Genomic DNA, 14,588 nt, shown 5'->3' with positions numbered 1-14,588 from the left:
CGATTTGAAATTGAAAGCCCGCGCAACCACTTGCGCGGGCTTTTTCGCGTGATTGGCGAGGGGCATCAGGCGGCATCGTCCTTTTGCAGCTGGGCCAGCAGCAGCGCCTCGAGATCGCGCTCCAGCTCCTTGGCGCGGGCGATATAGGGCTCATTGTCGACCGAGGGGATGTCATCGCGCCAGAGCTTGGCCAGCTCCTGAACCGAATGCCGGTCGTGCTGATAGAATACCCGCTCGGCCTCTGCCGCCTCGTATTCCGTCAGCCCGATGTTCTCCAGCACATAGCGTCCGGCGCGCAGCGAGCTGTCGAACATCTCGCGCACGATGTCATTGGCGCCGGCCTGATAGAGCTTGAAGGCATGGGTGCGGTCATGGGCGCGGGCCACGATATGCAGGTCGTCGCGCTCGCGCCGGGCAAAGCTCACAAGACGCAAGGTCGCCGCCGGATCGTCGAGCGCCACAACCAGCACCCGCGCCTCGCGCAGACCGGCGGCATGCAGCAGTTCGGGGCGCGTCGGGTCGCCGTAGAACCCCTTGAAGCCGAAGCGGCGCATCAGCTCGATGGTCTTCATGTTGTGGTCGAGCACCACGGTCTTGAACCCCGAGCTCTGCACCAGACGGTTGACGATCTGGCCGAAGCGACCGATCCCGGCGATGATCACCGGCCCCTGTTCGTCGATCTCGTCGGGTTCAAAGGCCTCGCCACGCTCGGACATGCGGCGCGACAGCAGCTCGTAGAGGATGAAGAGCAGGGGGGTGATCAGCATCGACAGCGCCACCACCAGCAACAGCGTCTGCGACAGGCCGGGCGGCAGGATGTTCTGGGTGACCGAAAAGGAGATCAGGACAAAGCCGAATTCGCCCGCCTGCGCCAGCCCGAGGGTAAAGAGCCAGCGGTTGCGGCCCCGCAGGCCAAAGATCATGGCGAGACAGAGCAGCACCGCGCCCTTGGCGGCGATCACCGCCAGCGTCAGCCCGAGGATCTTGAACGGGGCCCCGAAGAAGGTGGCAAAGTCGATGCCGGCGCCCACGGTGATGAAGAACAGCCCCAGCAACAGGCCCTTGAACGGCTCGATGTCGCTTTCCAGCTCGTGGCGGAATTCCGAGTTGGCCAGCACCACGCCCGCCAGAAAGGTGCCCAGCGCCGGCGACAGGCCGACCATGTTCATCAGCGTGCCGATGCCCACCACGATCAGCAGCGCCAGCGCGGTGTTGAGCTCGCGCAGCCGGGCGGTGTGAACGAATTGGAACAGCGGCCGCACCAGGTAGATGCCGGCCAGGATCACAGCCGCCACCGCGCCCAGCGTCACCAGCGTCACGCCCCAGCCGGGCAGGCCTTCGACCAGCGACATGCCGGCATGGGCGGCGTCCTCGGCCTCTTTGGCGGGCAGGCTGATGGCCCCGTCGGGCGCGATCACCGCCGAGGGCATCACCGCCAGCAGCGGCAGCAGCGCCAGCATCGGGATCACCGCGATATCCTGCGTCAGCAGCACGGCAAAGGTCGAGCGCCCGCCTCCGGTCTGCATCAGCCCCTTTTCGCTGAGCGTTTGCAGCACGATCGCGGTCGAGGACAGGGCAAAGATCAGCCCCACCGCCAGCGCCACCTGCCAGACCAGCCCCAGCACCATGGCGCCGGTCATGATCAGCACGGTCGAGAGCCCGATCTGAAGCCCGCCCAGCCCGATCAACTTGTGCCGCATGTCCCAAAGCGTGCGCGGCTCGAGCTCGAGGCCGATCAGGAACAGCATCATCACCACGCCGAACTCGGCGAAATGCTGCAATTCCTGGGTTTCATGCCCGCCGACAAAGCCGAAGACCGGGCCGATCAGGATGCCGGCGGCGAGGTATCCCAGCACCGATCCAAGCCCCAGTCTGGCCGCCAGAGGTACGGCGATCACCGCCGCGGCGAGGAAGATCGAGGCCTGGAGGAGAAAACTTTCCATGATGTCCTGTCCCGTTGCGTCACACTATTTTGCAGGTGCGGCGAGGATTGAACAAGCCGGCATGGCCGCCCTGCGATCATTTTCCCGACAGTCCCGAAAACCCGGTCAGAGCGGCAGCGGCGCATCGTGCTTGAGCTGGTCCATCACGATCTGGCTCTGCACCCGTGCCACCGCCCGATGCGGCAAGAGCACCTCGTGGATCAGCCGGTTGAGCGCCGCCAGATCGGCGCAATAGACCCGGAGCAGGTAATCGGCATCTCCGGTCAGCGTCCAGGTGCTGACCACCTCAGGTTGGGTGGTCAGCAGGCGGGCAAAGCTCTGCGCATCCTCGGGCCGCTGGCTGGCCATCTGCACCTGGACAAAGGCCTGCACCCCGAGCCCCAGCCGCGCCGCATCGAGCTTGGCGGCATAGGCACGGATATAGCCCTCGGCCTCGAGCCGCTGACGTCGTCGCCCGGCCTGGCTGGCCGAGAGGTTCAGCGCCTCGCCCAGCTCATTGGCGGTCAGATGGGCGTTCTGTTGCAAAAGGCCCAGGAGCCTGCGGTCCATGGAATCGAGCATCTGCGAAATCTCCGCGTATTTCGCGCATTTTGCGCGGAAATCCCGCAAAAAGAAAGTCGTGCATGCCGCAGAACGCGCACATTGCCCCCGGCTGTGGAGTTAGCCTTTGGGCAACGGAAAACAGGAGGAGATGCACATGGGTCCTTTCCCGCACGATGCCCCGAAATCCAAGATCACCGCCGAGAACCCGGCCGGCACCGACGGCTTCGAATTCGTCGAGTTCGCCCATCCCGAGCCCTCGGCGCTGCGCGATCTCTTCGGCAAGATGGGCTATGAGCATGTGGCCAACCACAAGTCGAAACAGATCGAGCTCTGGCAGCAGGGCGATATCACCTATGTGATCAACGCCGAGCCGGGCAGCTTTGCCGCCAGGTTCGTCGAAGAGCACGGCCCCTGCGCGCCCGCGATGGGCTGGCGCGTGGTCGATGCGCAGCATGCCTTTGACCATGCGGTCGCCAAGGGCGCCGAACCTTATGAGGGCGATGACAAGACGATGGATGTGCCCGCGATCAAGGGCATCGGCGGCAGCCTGATCTATTTTATCGACCAATATTACGAGACCTCGCCCTACAACGAGGAATTCGACTGGATCGCGCAATCCAAGCCCAAGGGCGTCGGCTTCCATTACCTCGACCACCTGACCCACAATGTCTTCAAGGGCAACATGGACACCTGGTTCCGGTTCTACGGCGATCTGTTCAATTTCCGCGAAATCCGCTTTTTCGACATCGAGGGCAAGTTCACCGGGCTGTTCTCGCGCGCGCTGACCTCGCCCTGCGGTCGCATCCGCATTCCGATCAACGAAGACCGGGGCGAGACCGGCCAGATCGTGGCCTATCTCAAGAAGTACAACGGCGAGGGCATCCAGCACATCGCGGTGGGCGCGCATGACATCTATGACGCCACCGACGAGATCGCCAGCCGCGGCATCAAGTTCATGCCCGGCCCGCCCGAAACCTATTACAAGCTGTCCAGGGACCGGGTGAGCGGCCACGACGAGCCGATCGACCGGATGAAGAAACACGGCATCCTGATCGACGGCGAAGGCGTGGTCGATGGCGGCGAGACCCGCATCCTGTTGCAGATCTTCTCGAAGACGGTGATCGGCCCGATCTTTTTCGAGTTCATCCAGCGCAAGGGCGATGACGGCTTCGGCGAGGGCAACTTCAAGGCGCTGTTCGAATCGATCGAACAGGAGCAGATCGAAAGCGGCGAGCTCGACCCGGTCAAATAACCCCGTCCCGGCCCCGCGCCGGGACCTCGCCCCCAGCCGCAAGAGGCCCCGGATCAGGTCCGGGGCGCGGCCATGAAGGTTCCGCCGCCTCGCACTCCGGCGCCTCCTGTCCCGGCCCCCGCGCCGGGACCTCCCGCCCAGCCGCAAGAGACCCCGGATCAGGTCCGGTGCGCGGCGGCCAGCCCGACAGGGCAGTCTGCGCGCGCTTCCCGGGTGACACCGCCGCCGCACCCCCTATGATCGCCGCCGAAGCAGCGACGAAAAGGGGCACGCCATGACCGATCTCGAAACCCGCATCGCCCAGGGCCGCGGCGATGAACCCGCCGACAAGGTGCTGCGCGGCGGCCAGATCTTCTGCCTGGTGACCGGCGACAGGATCCCGGGAGACGTGGCGATCTGCGGCGACCGCATTGTCGGTATCGGCGCCGATTACGAGGGCCGCGAGGTCGTCGATGTCACCGGCCTCACTCTTGTGCCCGGCTTCATCGACACCCATCTGCATATCGAAAGCTCGCTGATCACGCCGTACGAGTTCGACCGCTGCGTCGCCCCCCGTGGCGTCACAACCGCGATCTGCGATCCGCATGAGATCGCCAATGTGGTCGGCCTCGACGGCATCCGCTACTTCCAGCAGGCCAGCACCCACACGCTGATGGACATCCGCGTGCAGCTTTCCTCCTGCGTGCCCTCGACCGACATGGAAACCGCCGGCGCGCAGATCGAGGCGGCGGAGCTCGAAGAGATCATGCGCCACCCGTCCGGCATCGGCCTGGCGGAATTCATGAACTATCCCGGCGTGATCCACCGCGATCCGCGCGCCATGGCCAAACTGCGGCTGTTCGAAGGTGGCCATGTCGACGGCCATTGCCCGATGCTCTCGGGCCGCGACCTCAACGCCTATGTCGCCGCCGGCATCCGCACCGAACATGAGGCGACCTCGGCCGAAGAGGCGCGCGAAAAGCTGCAAAAGGGCATGCGGGTGCTGATCCGCGAAGGCTCGGTGTCAAAGGATCTCGAGGCGCTGGCCGAGCTGCTGACCGAAGGCAGCAGCGCCTACATCTGCCTCTGCACCGACGATCGCAATCCGCTCGACATCGCCGAGCACGGCCATCTCGACTACATGATCCGCCGGCTGATCGAAAAGGGCGTTTCGCCGCTCGCCGCCTATCGCGCCGCCTCGCTTTCGGCGGCCGAGGCCTTCGGGCTGAAAGACCGCGGCCTCATTGCGCCCGGCCTGCGCGCCGATATCGTGGCGCTCGACAGCCTCGAGGACTGTCGCGCCGCCCGCGTGTTCTGCGCCGGCCAGGAGGTCACCGAAGCCGCCTTCGCCGCCCGCGACGGCATCGAGGTGGTCGGCCGCAACTCGGTCAAGGCGCACAGGGTCGCGGCCGGCGATTTCCGCGCCACCGGCAACCGCAGCACCACGGATGTGATCGGCATCATCGAGGGCAAGATCATTACTGACCACCTGTCGGAAGAAATCGCCATCGAGGATGGCGACAAACGCCCCGACGCCAGCCGCGACCTCGCCCGCATCGCGGTCATCGAACGCCACGGCAAGAACGGCAATATCGCCACCGGCTTCGTGCGCGGCTTCGGCATGCGGGCCGGCGCCATCGCCTCCACCGTCTGCCACGATCACCACAATATCGCCTGCGTCGGCATGGACTACGCCGACATGGCGCTGGCCGCCAACCGCCTGTCCGAGATCGAGGGCGGCTTCGTCGTCGCCCGCGATGGCGCGATCCTGGCCGAGCTGCCCCTGCCGGTAGCCGGGTTGATGAGCCTCGCCCCCTTCGAGGAGGTCCACCGGCACCTCGTCGAGCTGCGCGACGCCGCCAAATCCCTCGGCGTCACCCTGGAAGAACCCTTCCTTCAGCTCGCCTTCCTCGCCCTGCCGGTGATCCCCGCGCTCAAGATCACCGACCGTGGCATGGTCGACGTGATGAAATTCGAGATCATCCCCGGCTGAGCCACCCCAAGGGGGCTTCTTCTGGCCGGAAATATCCCGGGGGAGTCGCGGCGTGCCGCGGCGGGGGCAGAGCCCCCGGGCCCCGGCCTCACCCCAGGATCGCCCCCCGGCAGCGGTCGGTCATGAAATCGACGAACCGCCGGATTTTCGGATCCTGCAACCGTCGGTGCGGATAGAGACAGCCAAAGATCGAGGGTTTCGGCGCCGCCTCGCGCAACACCTCCACAAGCGCGCCCGAGGCCAGGTCCCCGGCGATCAGGAAGCGTGGGATATTGGCGATGCCGCGCCCGGCCAGCGCCCAGGAGATCAGCACATCGCTGTCATCGGCGTCGAACCGCCCCGCCACCTCGAGCTTGCGCGGCCCCGCCGGCGTCTCCAGCACCCAGAAATACTCCGGCGAGCGCGGATAGCGCAGCAACAGGCAATTGTGCCGCAAGAGATCGTCCGGCCCCTCCGGCACGCCCTGCCGCGCCAGATAGTCCGGCGCGGCACAGAGCACCCGGTCGCATTCGGCGATCTTGCGCAGGGTCAGCCCCGACTCCTTCGGAATGCCGACAAAAAACGCCACGTCGAGCCGCTCGCCCAGCATGTCCACCGCCCGGTCGGACAACCGCATCTGCACCTGGCATTCCGGATAGAGATCGGTGAACTCCGGCACCAGCGGCGCGATGATGCGCCGGCCGGTCACCAGCGGCGCGGTCACCCGGATCACCCCGCGCGGCGTGTCCGAGAAATTCGCCACCACCGCCTCGGCCTCGTCCAGCGCCGCCAGGGCCTGACGGGCGTGGTCGTAAAACACCCGGCCCACCTCGGTGGGGGTCAGCGAGCGGGTGGTGCGGTTGAACAGCCGCACCCCCAGATGCCGCTCCAGCTCCTTGATCCTCTTCGAGGCCACCGCCGGCGTCAGCCGCAGATCGCGGCCGCCCGAGGTGATCGAGCCCAGCTCGACAATGCGCACAAAGACGCGCAGGCTTTCGACATAAGGCATTGGCAGGGCTCGCATCAGGCTGACATTCGCCCCGAGCATAACGCCGCGCATCGTGTATTATCAACGATCCGTATAAAGTATTTGCCGACTGAAGGCGTATTCGTTGAAGGATAAAAGGCGTAGACCTGCTTCCAAGCCATTGCACGCTTCGGGAGGAACCAGATGCACAGCCGCAACGAGATCCGTTTTCTGCTCAACGGGGCGCCGGTGGCGCTGCCCGATGTCTCTGCCGCGCAGACCCTGCTCGATTTCCTGCGCCTCAACCGGCGACTGACCGGCACCAAGGAAGGCTGCGCCGAGGGCGATTGCGGCGCCTGCACCGTGCTGGTCGGGCGGCTCGCCGGCGGCGTGTTGCGGTATGAGGCGGTCAATGCCTGTATTCGCTTTCTGGCCACGCTCGATGGTTGCCATGTGGTCACCGTCGAGCATCTGCGCGGGCCGGACGGGGCGCTGCATCCGGTGCAACAGGCGATGGTCGAATTTCACGGCAGCCAATGCGGCTTCTGCACGCCGGGCTTTGTCATGTCGCTTTACGCGCTCTGGATGGAACGGCCCGAGCCCACGGCCGGTGAGGTCGAGACCGCCATTCAGGGCAATCTCTGCCGCTGCACCGGCTATGCCCCGATCATCCGCGCCGCCGTGGCGATCAGCCGCTACGGCACGCCCACCGCCGATCTGCTGACCCGGGAGCGCGCGGCGGTGACCGAGGCGCTCACCGCCCTGCGCGACGGTGCGCGGGTCGAGACCGGGCCGGCGGACAACCGCGCCATCCTGCCGGCGGATGTCGATGATTTCGCGGAGCTCTACGCCGCGTATCCGCAGGCGACGGTGGTGGCCGGAGCCACCGATGTGGGGCTCTGGGTGACCAAGTTCCTCAAGCCGATCAGCCCGGCGATCTTCATCGGCCATCTCGAAGGGCTCAAGCGCATTGACCGCGACGGCGACAGCCTGCGCATCGGCGCCGGGGTCAGCTATTCCGAGCTTGGCCCGGTGATTGCCGAACATGTCCCGCATCTGGCGGACTACTGGAGCCGCATCGCCGGCTGGCAGGTGCGCAACATGGGCACCATCGGCGGCAATATCGCCAATGGCTCGCCGATCGGTGATACCCCGCCGGTGCTGATCGCCATGGGCGCCGAGGTAGTGCTGCGTCGGGGCGCGGAGCGCCGGGTGCTGCCGCTCGAGGCGTTCTTCATCGACTATGGCAAGCAGGATCGCGCGCAGGGCGAGTTCGTCGAGGAGATCCGCCTGCCGCTTTCGCAGGCAGGCGAGCGCCACGCCGCCTACAAGATATCCAAACGCCGGGACGAGGATATTTCCTCGGTCGCCGCGGGCTTTCGTGTCACGGTGCAGGACGGCATCATCAGCGATGCCAGGCTGGCCTTCGGAGGCATGGCCGCCACGCCGAGGCGTGCGGTCGCGGCAGAAGCCGCCCTTGTCGGCCAGGCCTGGCACGAAACCGCCTTCGAGGCGGCCGCCGTGGCGCTTGCCGGCGATTTCACCCCGCTCACCGACTGGCGCGCCAGCGCCGAATACCGTGCCGCCGCGGCCGCCAATCTGCTGCGCCGCTTTTTCCACGAGCAGGAGGGCCAGGCGCCCGTCCGGCTGGCCGTGGCATAAGGGAGGGACCACCATGAAAGACCAGATCACCAGCACCGAGGCGATCCGGGGCGCCGTCCACAGCGACCTGCGCCACGACAGCGCCATCAAACATGTCACCGGCCGGGCCGAATATTGCGACGACATCGCCGAGCCGGCGGGCACGCTGCATGCCTATCTTGGCACGTCCGATGTCACCCATGCGCGGATCAGATCGCTCGATCTCTCCGCCGTCCGGGCCGCGCCCGGCGTGATCGGCGTGCTCACCGCCGCCGACATTCCCGGTGCCAATGACATCTCGCCCACCGGCCGCAACGACGAGCCGGTCTTTCCGACCGATCTGATCGAATTCCACGGCCAGCCGCTGTTTGCCGTGGTGGCCGAGAGCCGGGACGCCGCCCGCCGCGCCGCCGAGCTGGCGCAGATGGAGGTCGAGGACCTGCCGCATGCGCTCGATCCGTTGCAGGCACAGGCGGCCGGCTATCCGCATATCACCGATCCGCTCAAGCTCGAGCGCGGCGATGTGGCGACAGGCTTTGCCGAGGCGCCGCACCGGATCACCGGCCGGCTCAACGTGGGTGGCCAGGATCACATGTACCTCGAGGGGCAGATCTCCTTTGCGCTCCCGGGCGAGGATGACGATGTGGTGGTGCATTGCTCGACCCAGCACCCGAGCGAGGCGCAGCACATGGTCGCGCATGTGCTGGGCGTGCCGTCGAACGCGGTCACGGTCAACGTGCGGCGCATGGGCGGCGGCTTCGGCGGCAAGGAAAGCCAGATGAACCTCTTTGCCTGCGTCGCGGCGCTGGCGGCGAAAAAGTGGAACCGCCCGGTGAAAATCCGCCCCGACCGCGATCAGGACATGACCGCCACCGGCAAGCGGCATGATTTCGTCATCGATTACGACGTGGCGTTTGACGAGGCCGGGCGCATTCAGGCGGTCGAAGGCGAATTCGCCGCCCGCTGCGGCTGGTCCTCGGATCTCTCGGGGCCGGTCACCGACCGCGCGCTGTTTCATGCCGACAACGCCTATTTCTATCCGCATGTCCGCCTGACCTCGCGGCCGATGAAGACCAACACGGTCTCCAACACCGCCTTTCGCGGCTTTGGCGGGCCGCAGGGCGTGGTTGCCGCCGAGCGGATGATCGAAGAGATCGCCTTTGCGCTGGGCAAGGATCCGCTGGAGGTGCGCAAGGCGAATTTCTATGGGCCCGAGGGCCGCGACCTGACACCCTATCACCAGCAGGTGACCGACAATATTCTCGAGCGGCTGGTGGGCGAGCTGGAAAAGAGCGCCGACTATCAGGCCCGTCGCAAGGCGATCCTGAAGTTCAACGCGCAGAGCCGCTTCCTCAAGCGCGGCATTGCCCTGACCCCGGTGAAATTCGGCATCTCCTTTACCGCCACGCATTACAACCAGGCCGGCAGCCTGATCCATGTCTATTCGGATGGTGCGATCCACCTGAACCATGGCGGCACCGAGATGGGGCAGGGGCTCAACACCAAGGTGGCGCAGGTGGTGGCGGATGCCTTCCAGGTGGATATCACCCGGATCAAGATCACCAGGACCACCACCGAGAAGGTGCCCAATACCTCGGCCACCGCGGCCTCGTCCGGCTCCGACCTGAACGGCATGGCGGCGCTGGACGCGGCCGAGCAGATCAAGGCGCGGCTGGTAGAGTTCGCGGCGGACAAATGGGGGGTGGACCCCGCCGCGGTCATCTTCCTGCCGAATGCGGTCAAGGTCGGCAACGAGGTCATGGGGTTCGACGCTCTGGTCAAGGCGGCCTACATGGCGCGGGTGCATCTCTCGGCGGCGGGCTTCTACAAGACGCCCGATATCTACTGGGATCGCGCTGCCGGACGTGGCCGGCCGTTCTATTACTACGCCTATGGTGCGTCCTGCTCCGAGGTCTCGGTCGACACGCTGACCGGCGAATACCGGGTCGAGCGTACCGATATCCTGCATGACGTCGGCCGCTCGCTGAACCCGGTGCTCGACAAGGGGCAGGTGGAAGGCGCCTTCATCCAGGGCATGGGATGGCTCACCACCGAAGAGCTGTGGTGGGACAAGCAAGGCCGGCTGCGCACCCATGCGCCCTCGACCTACAAGATCCCGCTGGCCTCGGACGCGCCGCGCATCTTCAATGTGGGTCTTGCCGAGTGGTCGGTGAACCCGGAACGCACCATCAAACGGTCCAAGGCCGTGGGCGAGCCGCCGTTCATGCTGGGCATTTCGGTGCTGGAAGCGCTGTCGATGGCCGTGGCGAGCGTCGCCGACTACCGCGAATGCCCGCGGCTCGATGCGCCGGCCACCCCCGAACGCGTGCTGATGGCGGTGGAGCGGCTGCGGGGGGACAAGTGATGCCGCTGGCTGCGAAACTCCGCGACTTCCTCGCCGCCGATCCGGTGGTCCGGGTGCGGCTGACTGAGGTGAAAGGCTCTTCGCCGCGCGAGGCGGGGACCGAGATGTTTGTCACCGAGGCGGCGCTTTGCGGCACCATCGGCGGCGGCCGGCTGGAGCACATCGCCATCGAGGCGGCACGGGCGCTGCTGGCGGCCGGCGATCTGGCGCAGGTGCTCGACGTGCCGCTGGGGCCGGAGATCGGCCAATGCTGCGGCGGACGGGTCGAACTGGCGCTGCACCGGATGCGCGAGAGCGACAAGACAGCGGCGCTGGCCGATGCCGAGGCGCAGGATGCGGCCGAACCGGCGGTGCATATCCTGGGCGCCGGCCATGTCGGGCGCGAACTGGCGAACCTGTTTCAGCATCTGCCGGTCAGGACCGTGCTGATCGACCAGCGGGCCGGGGAATTGGCGCAATGCAGTGCCGCGGTCGAGAAACGCCAGAGCGCGATCCCCGAGATCGACATCATGACGGCGCCGCCGGGCAGCGCCTTTGTGGTGCTGACCCATGACCACGGGCTCGATTTCCTGCTGGCCTCGGCGGCGCTGGAGCGCGGTGACGCGGCTTATGTCGGGCTGATCGGCTCTGCCACCAAGCGGGCGAAGTTCCGCAGCTGGTGCCTGAAACATTGCGATGGGCTGACCATCGAAGAACTCATCTGCCCCATCGGGGCAGGCGGCAGCCGCGACAAGCGGCCAGCCGTGATCGCCGCCTTCGTGGTGGCAGACGTGATCGCGGCGCTGACCTCTGAAACTGCCGCAGAGGCCCCGCACCGGGGCAATGCGCCGCTGATCGCGGCGCAATAGCACGCGCGCCCATGGCCGAAGAGGAGCGGCCGGGGTTGCGCTTTCAAAGGAGGAGGTCCCCATGCGGGATGGGAGTTACACTTACAAGCTGGTTTCACGCAGCGATTTCAGCGCCTTCTGGGCACTGTTCACCGACAACCTGATCAACCTGATGGTGCTGGCCGGGATCTGTCAGTTCGTCTTTCAGATGCCGGCCGAGATCGTCTTTGGCCGCATCGTGCCGGGTGCGGCGGTGGCGATCATCGCCGGCATCGCGGTCTATGTCTGGCTGGCCAAACGCGCGGCGGAAAAGACCGGGCGCGACGTCACGGCGCTGCCCTACGGCATCTCGACGCCGGTGATGTTTGTCTATCTGTTCGGCGTCATCGGCCCGATCTACTGGGCGACGAACGACCCGGTTCTGGCCTGGCAAGTCGGCATCGGCGCGGGCTTCATGGGCGGCATCGTCGCCGCCATGGGGGCCATCGTCGGCCCCTGGCTCAAGCGGGTCACCCCGCGCGCCGGCATGCTCGGCACGCTCTGCGGTATTGCGCTGGTCTTCATCGGCACGGTGCCGCTGGCCACGGTGTTCGAGAACCCCTTTGTGGGCTTTGCCTCGATGATCATCATCCTCTGGGGGCTGGTCGGCCGCTTCCGGCTGCCGTTCAACATCCCGGCGGGCCTTCTGGCACTGATCGTCGGCACCCTGGTGGCACTGTCGATCGGTGAGGCAAAGATCAGCTTTGCCGGCGTCGGCTTCTATCCGCCGCTGCCTTATGTCGGTGACCTGATCGCGGGCATCCAGCACCTGTTTGCCAACCCGGAGCTGTTCCTGGTGCTGGTGCCGGTGCAGATCTACAACTTCATCGAAACGATGAACAACGTCGAAAGCGCCGAAGCGGCGGGCGATCATTACCCTGTCGCCACCTGTCAGGTGACCGATGGCGTCGGCACGATGATCGGGGCGCTCTTTGGCTCGCCGTTCCCGACCACCGCCTATATCGGCCACCCGGCCTACAAGCGGATGGGGGCGCATTCCGGCTATATCATCGGCGTCGCGGTGGTGATCCCGGTGGCGGCGATCTTTGGCCTGCTGGCCTTCCTCAACGATCTCATCCCGGTGGCCGCCGCCGCGCCTGTGCTTGTCTTCGTGGCGCTGTCGCTGATCACCAACACGGCGCAATCGGTCAAGCCGGCGCATATGGCAGCGGTGACGATCGCCATGATGCCGCATGTCTCGGCCTTTCTGATGGTCAAATGGGGCTCGCTGATGGGCGCGCTGGGCGCCTCGGGTGTCGAGGGGCTGCCGCGGCTGGGGGACGAGGCGCTGACCGCCGCACTCCTGCAACAGGGCGCGCATTTCCAGGGCCATCTGGCGCTTTCGCAGGGCGCGATCCTGACCGGGCTGATCTGGGGGGCGATTGTCGCCTCGGTGATCGACGGGCGGTTCCGCAATGCCGGCGGCTTTGCCCTGGCGGCGGCGGTGATGTCGCTCTTTGGCGTGATCCACGGCGCCAGCCTGCATTGGCCGGATTTCAATCCGGTGTCGATGGGCTACCTGATCGCCGCCGGCTTCCTGTTCATCTACCCGCGGTTCCACAGCCAGGATGAACCCGCCGAGGATGCGCTGCCGCTGAGCAATGGCCAGGGGACGCCGGCCGAGTAGACGGCCCTCCCTCCAAAGGGCCGCCACCGCGCGGGCCATGCCTTGCATCTCTCCCAGGCATGGCCCGCGCCCATACGAGAAACGAGACAGAGACGATGCTTCAGACATGTGACAAGACGCTGCTGCGCGGCCGCGTGCTGACCTTTCACGCTGCGCCGGCGGACGAGAGCGACACCGAGGCTTACAGCTATCACCCGGACGGTGCCATCCTGATGGCCGGCGGGCTGATCGAGGCGGTGGGCGAATATGCCGAGATTGCCGCCCGCGCGCCGGGGGCCACGCTTGTCGATCATCGGCCCTGCCTGCTGTTGCCCGGTTTCATCGACAGCCATATCCATTTTCCGCAGGTGCAGGTGATTGCCTCCTGGGGGGCGCAGCTGCTCGACTGGCTGAACAATTACACCTTTCCGGCCGAAACCGGCTTTGCCGACCCCGCGCACAGCGCTGCCATGGCGGCGCGGTTCTATGACCTGCTGATCGGCCATGGCACCACCACGGCGGTGGCCTTCTGCTCGGTTCATCCCGCGTCGGCCGAGGCCTTCTTTGCCGAGGCCGCGCGGCGCGACATGCGGATGATCGGTGGCAAGGTAATGATGGACCGCAATGCCCCCGAAGGGCTGACCGACACGGCGCAGCAGGGCTATGACGAGAGCAAGGCGCTGATCGCGCGCTGGCACGGGCGCGGGCGGGCGGAATATGCCATCACGCCGCGCTTTGCCATCACCTCGAGCCCGGCTCAGCTGGAGCTCGCCGGCGCGCTGGTGGCGGAACACCCCGATTGCCATGTGCAGACCCACCTGAGCGAGAACCTTGACGAGATCGCCTTTACCCGCGCGCTCTACCCCGAGGCGCCGGATTACCTCGGTGTCTACGAACGCTTTGGCCTGCTGCATGACAAGACGCTGCTCGGCCATTCCATCCACCTTGAGCCGCGCGAGATCGAGGTGCTGGCCGAGACCGGTGCCAAGCCGGTGTTCTGCCCGACGTCGAACCTGTTCCTTGGCTCCGGCCTGTTCGACGATGCCGGCCTGCGGGCGCGCGGCATCGCGGCGGGGATCGCCACCGATGTCGGGGCCGGCACCAGCTATTCGATGCTGCAAACGCTGAACGAGGGCTACAAGATCCTGCAATTGCAGGGCCAGAAACTGCATCCGCTGGCGGCCTTTCACTGGATCACGCGCGGCAATGCGGTGGCGCTGGGGCTGGAGGACCGGATCGGCACGCTGGAGCCCGGGACCGAGGCCGATGTGGTGGTGCTGAACCCGGCCGCGACCGAGGCGATGGCGCTGCGGGCCGAGGCGGCGCAGAGCCTGTCGGAAGAGCTCTTCATCCTTCAGATCATGGGCGATGACCGGGCGGTCGAGGCAGTCTATGTCGCGGGCCGCGCGCAGACCACATCGGTTGCCGGGCTGGTGACCGCCTGACCTCCGCCG

The 14,588-nt window shown here is 66.3% G+C and carries 10 protein-coding genes; 7 read left to right on the top strand and 3 right to left on the bottom strand.

What is annotated here, in order from left to right; genetic code table 11:
- Nucleotides 1–65: 65 nt before the first annotated feature.
- Together AC0J5K_RS11495 and AC0J5K_RS11490 are read right to left on the bottom strand one after the other, a co-directional pair.
- Entirely contained in the window at nucleotides 66–1,943 is a 1,878-nt protein-coding gene (locus AC0J5K_RS11495) for a monovalent cation:proton antiporter-2 (CPA2) family protein (RefSeq protein WP_274562761.1), read from the bottom strand.
- Nucleotides 1,944–2,048: 105 nt separating this feature from the next.
- A complete protein-coding gene (locus AC0J5K_RS11490; protein WP_048530687.1) occupies nucleotides 2,049–2,504 on the bottom strand; it encodes an Lrp/AsnC family transcriptional regulator in 456 nt (151 codons plus the stop codon).
- A gap of 136 nt (nucleotides 2,505–2,640) precedes the next feature.
- On the opposite strand from AC0J5K_RS11490, the gene hppD reads away from it, so the two are divergent.
- Nucleotides 2,641–3,738, top strand: a complete 1,098-nt coding sequence (gene hppD / locus AC0J5K_RS11485; RefSeq protein WP_074835279.1) for a 4-hydroxyphenylpyruvate dioxygenase — start codon at nucleotides 2,641–2,643, stop codon at nucleotides 3,736–3,738.
- Nucleotides 3,739–4,012: 274 nt separating this feature from the next.
- Nucleotides 4,013–5,710, top strand: coding sequence for an adenine deaminase (gene ade, locus AC0J5K_RS11480; RefSeq protein ID WP_274562763.1), 1,698 nt, complete (start codon nucleotides 4,013–4,015; stop codon nucleotides 5,708–5,710).
- An 88-nt stretch (nucleotides 5,711–5,798) separates the two neighbouring features.
- Here the strand turns inward: ade and AC0J5K_RS11475 are convergent, their stop codons facing one another.
- Complete coding sequence (locus tag AC0J5K_RS11475; protein WP_274563213.1) at nucleotides 5,799–6,698, bottom strand: LysR family transcriptional regulator; 900 nt, start codon at nucleotides 6,696–6,698, stop codon at nucleotides 5,799–5,801.
- Nucleotides 6,699–6,860: 162 nt separating this feature from the next.
- On the opposite strand from AC0J5K_RS11475, the gene xdhA reads away from it, so the two are divergent.
- The 5 genes from xdhA to guaD all read left to right on the top strand — a co-directional run bounded on the left by xdhA (nucleotide 6,861) and on the right by guaD (nucleotide 14,579).
- Nucleotides 6,861–8,318, top strand: a complete 1,458-nt coding sequence (gene xdhA / locus AC0J5K_RS11470; RefSeq protein ID WP_274562765.1) for a xanthine dehydrogenase small subunit — start codon at nucleotides 6,861–6,863, stop codon at nucleotides 8,316–8,318.
- 13 nt (nucleotides 8,319–8,331) lie between these two features.
- Nucleotides 8,332–10,662: a xanthine dehydrogenase molybdopterin binding subunit gene (gene xdhB, locus AC0J5K_RS11465; RefSeq protein ID WP_274562767.1), complete on the top strand. Its 2,331-nt coding sequence runs from the start codon at nucleotides 8,332–8,334 to the stop codon at nucleotides 10,660–10,662.
- The gene (gene xdhC, locus AC0J5K_RS11460) at nucleotides 10,662–11,510 is read left to right on the top strand and encodes a xanthine dehydrogenase accessory protein XdhC (RefSeq protein ID WP_274562768.1); all 849 of its coding nucleotides are present in this window, start codon (nucleotides 10,662–10,664) and stop codon (nucleotides 11,508–11,510) included. The genes xdhB and xdhC overlap by 1 nt, the downstream gene beginning before the upstream one ends.
- Before the next feature lie 61 nt (nucleotides 11,511–11,571).
- On the top strand, nucleotides 11,572–13,155 hold the full coding sequence (locus tag AC0J5K_RS11455; RefSeq protein ID WP_074835271.1) for a permease family protein: 1,584 nt from the start codon (nucleotides 11,572–11,574) through the stop codon (nucleotides 13,153–13,155).
- 95 nt (nucleotides 13,156–13,250) lie between these two features.
- On the top strand, nucleotides 13,251–14,579 hold the full coding sequence (gene guaD, locus AC0J5K_RS11450; RefSeq protein WP_274562769.1) for a guanine deaminase: 1,329 nt from the start codon (nucleotides 13,251–13,253) through the stop codon (nucleotides 14,577–14,579).
- Nucleotides 14,580–14,588 lie beyond the last annotated feature (9 nt).

This window comes from Marinovum sp. E3 (genome assembly GCF_055755275.1).
Note: the sequence above shows the minus strand (reverse complement) of the source record. Positions and strands in the feature narration are given on the sequence as shown.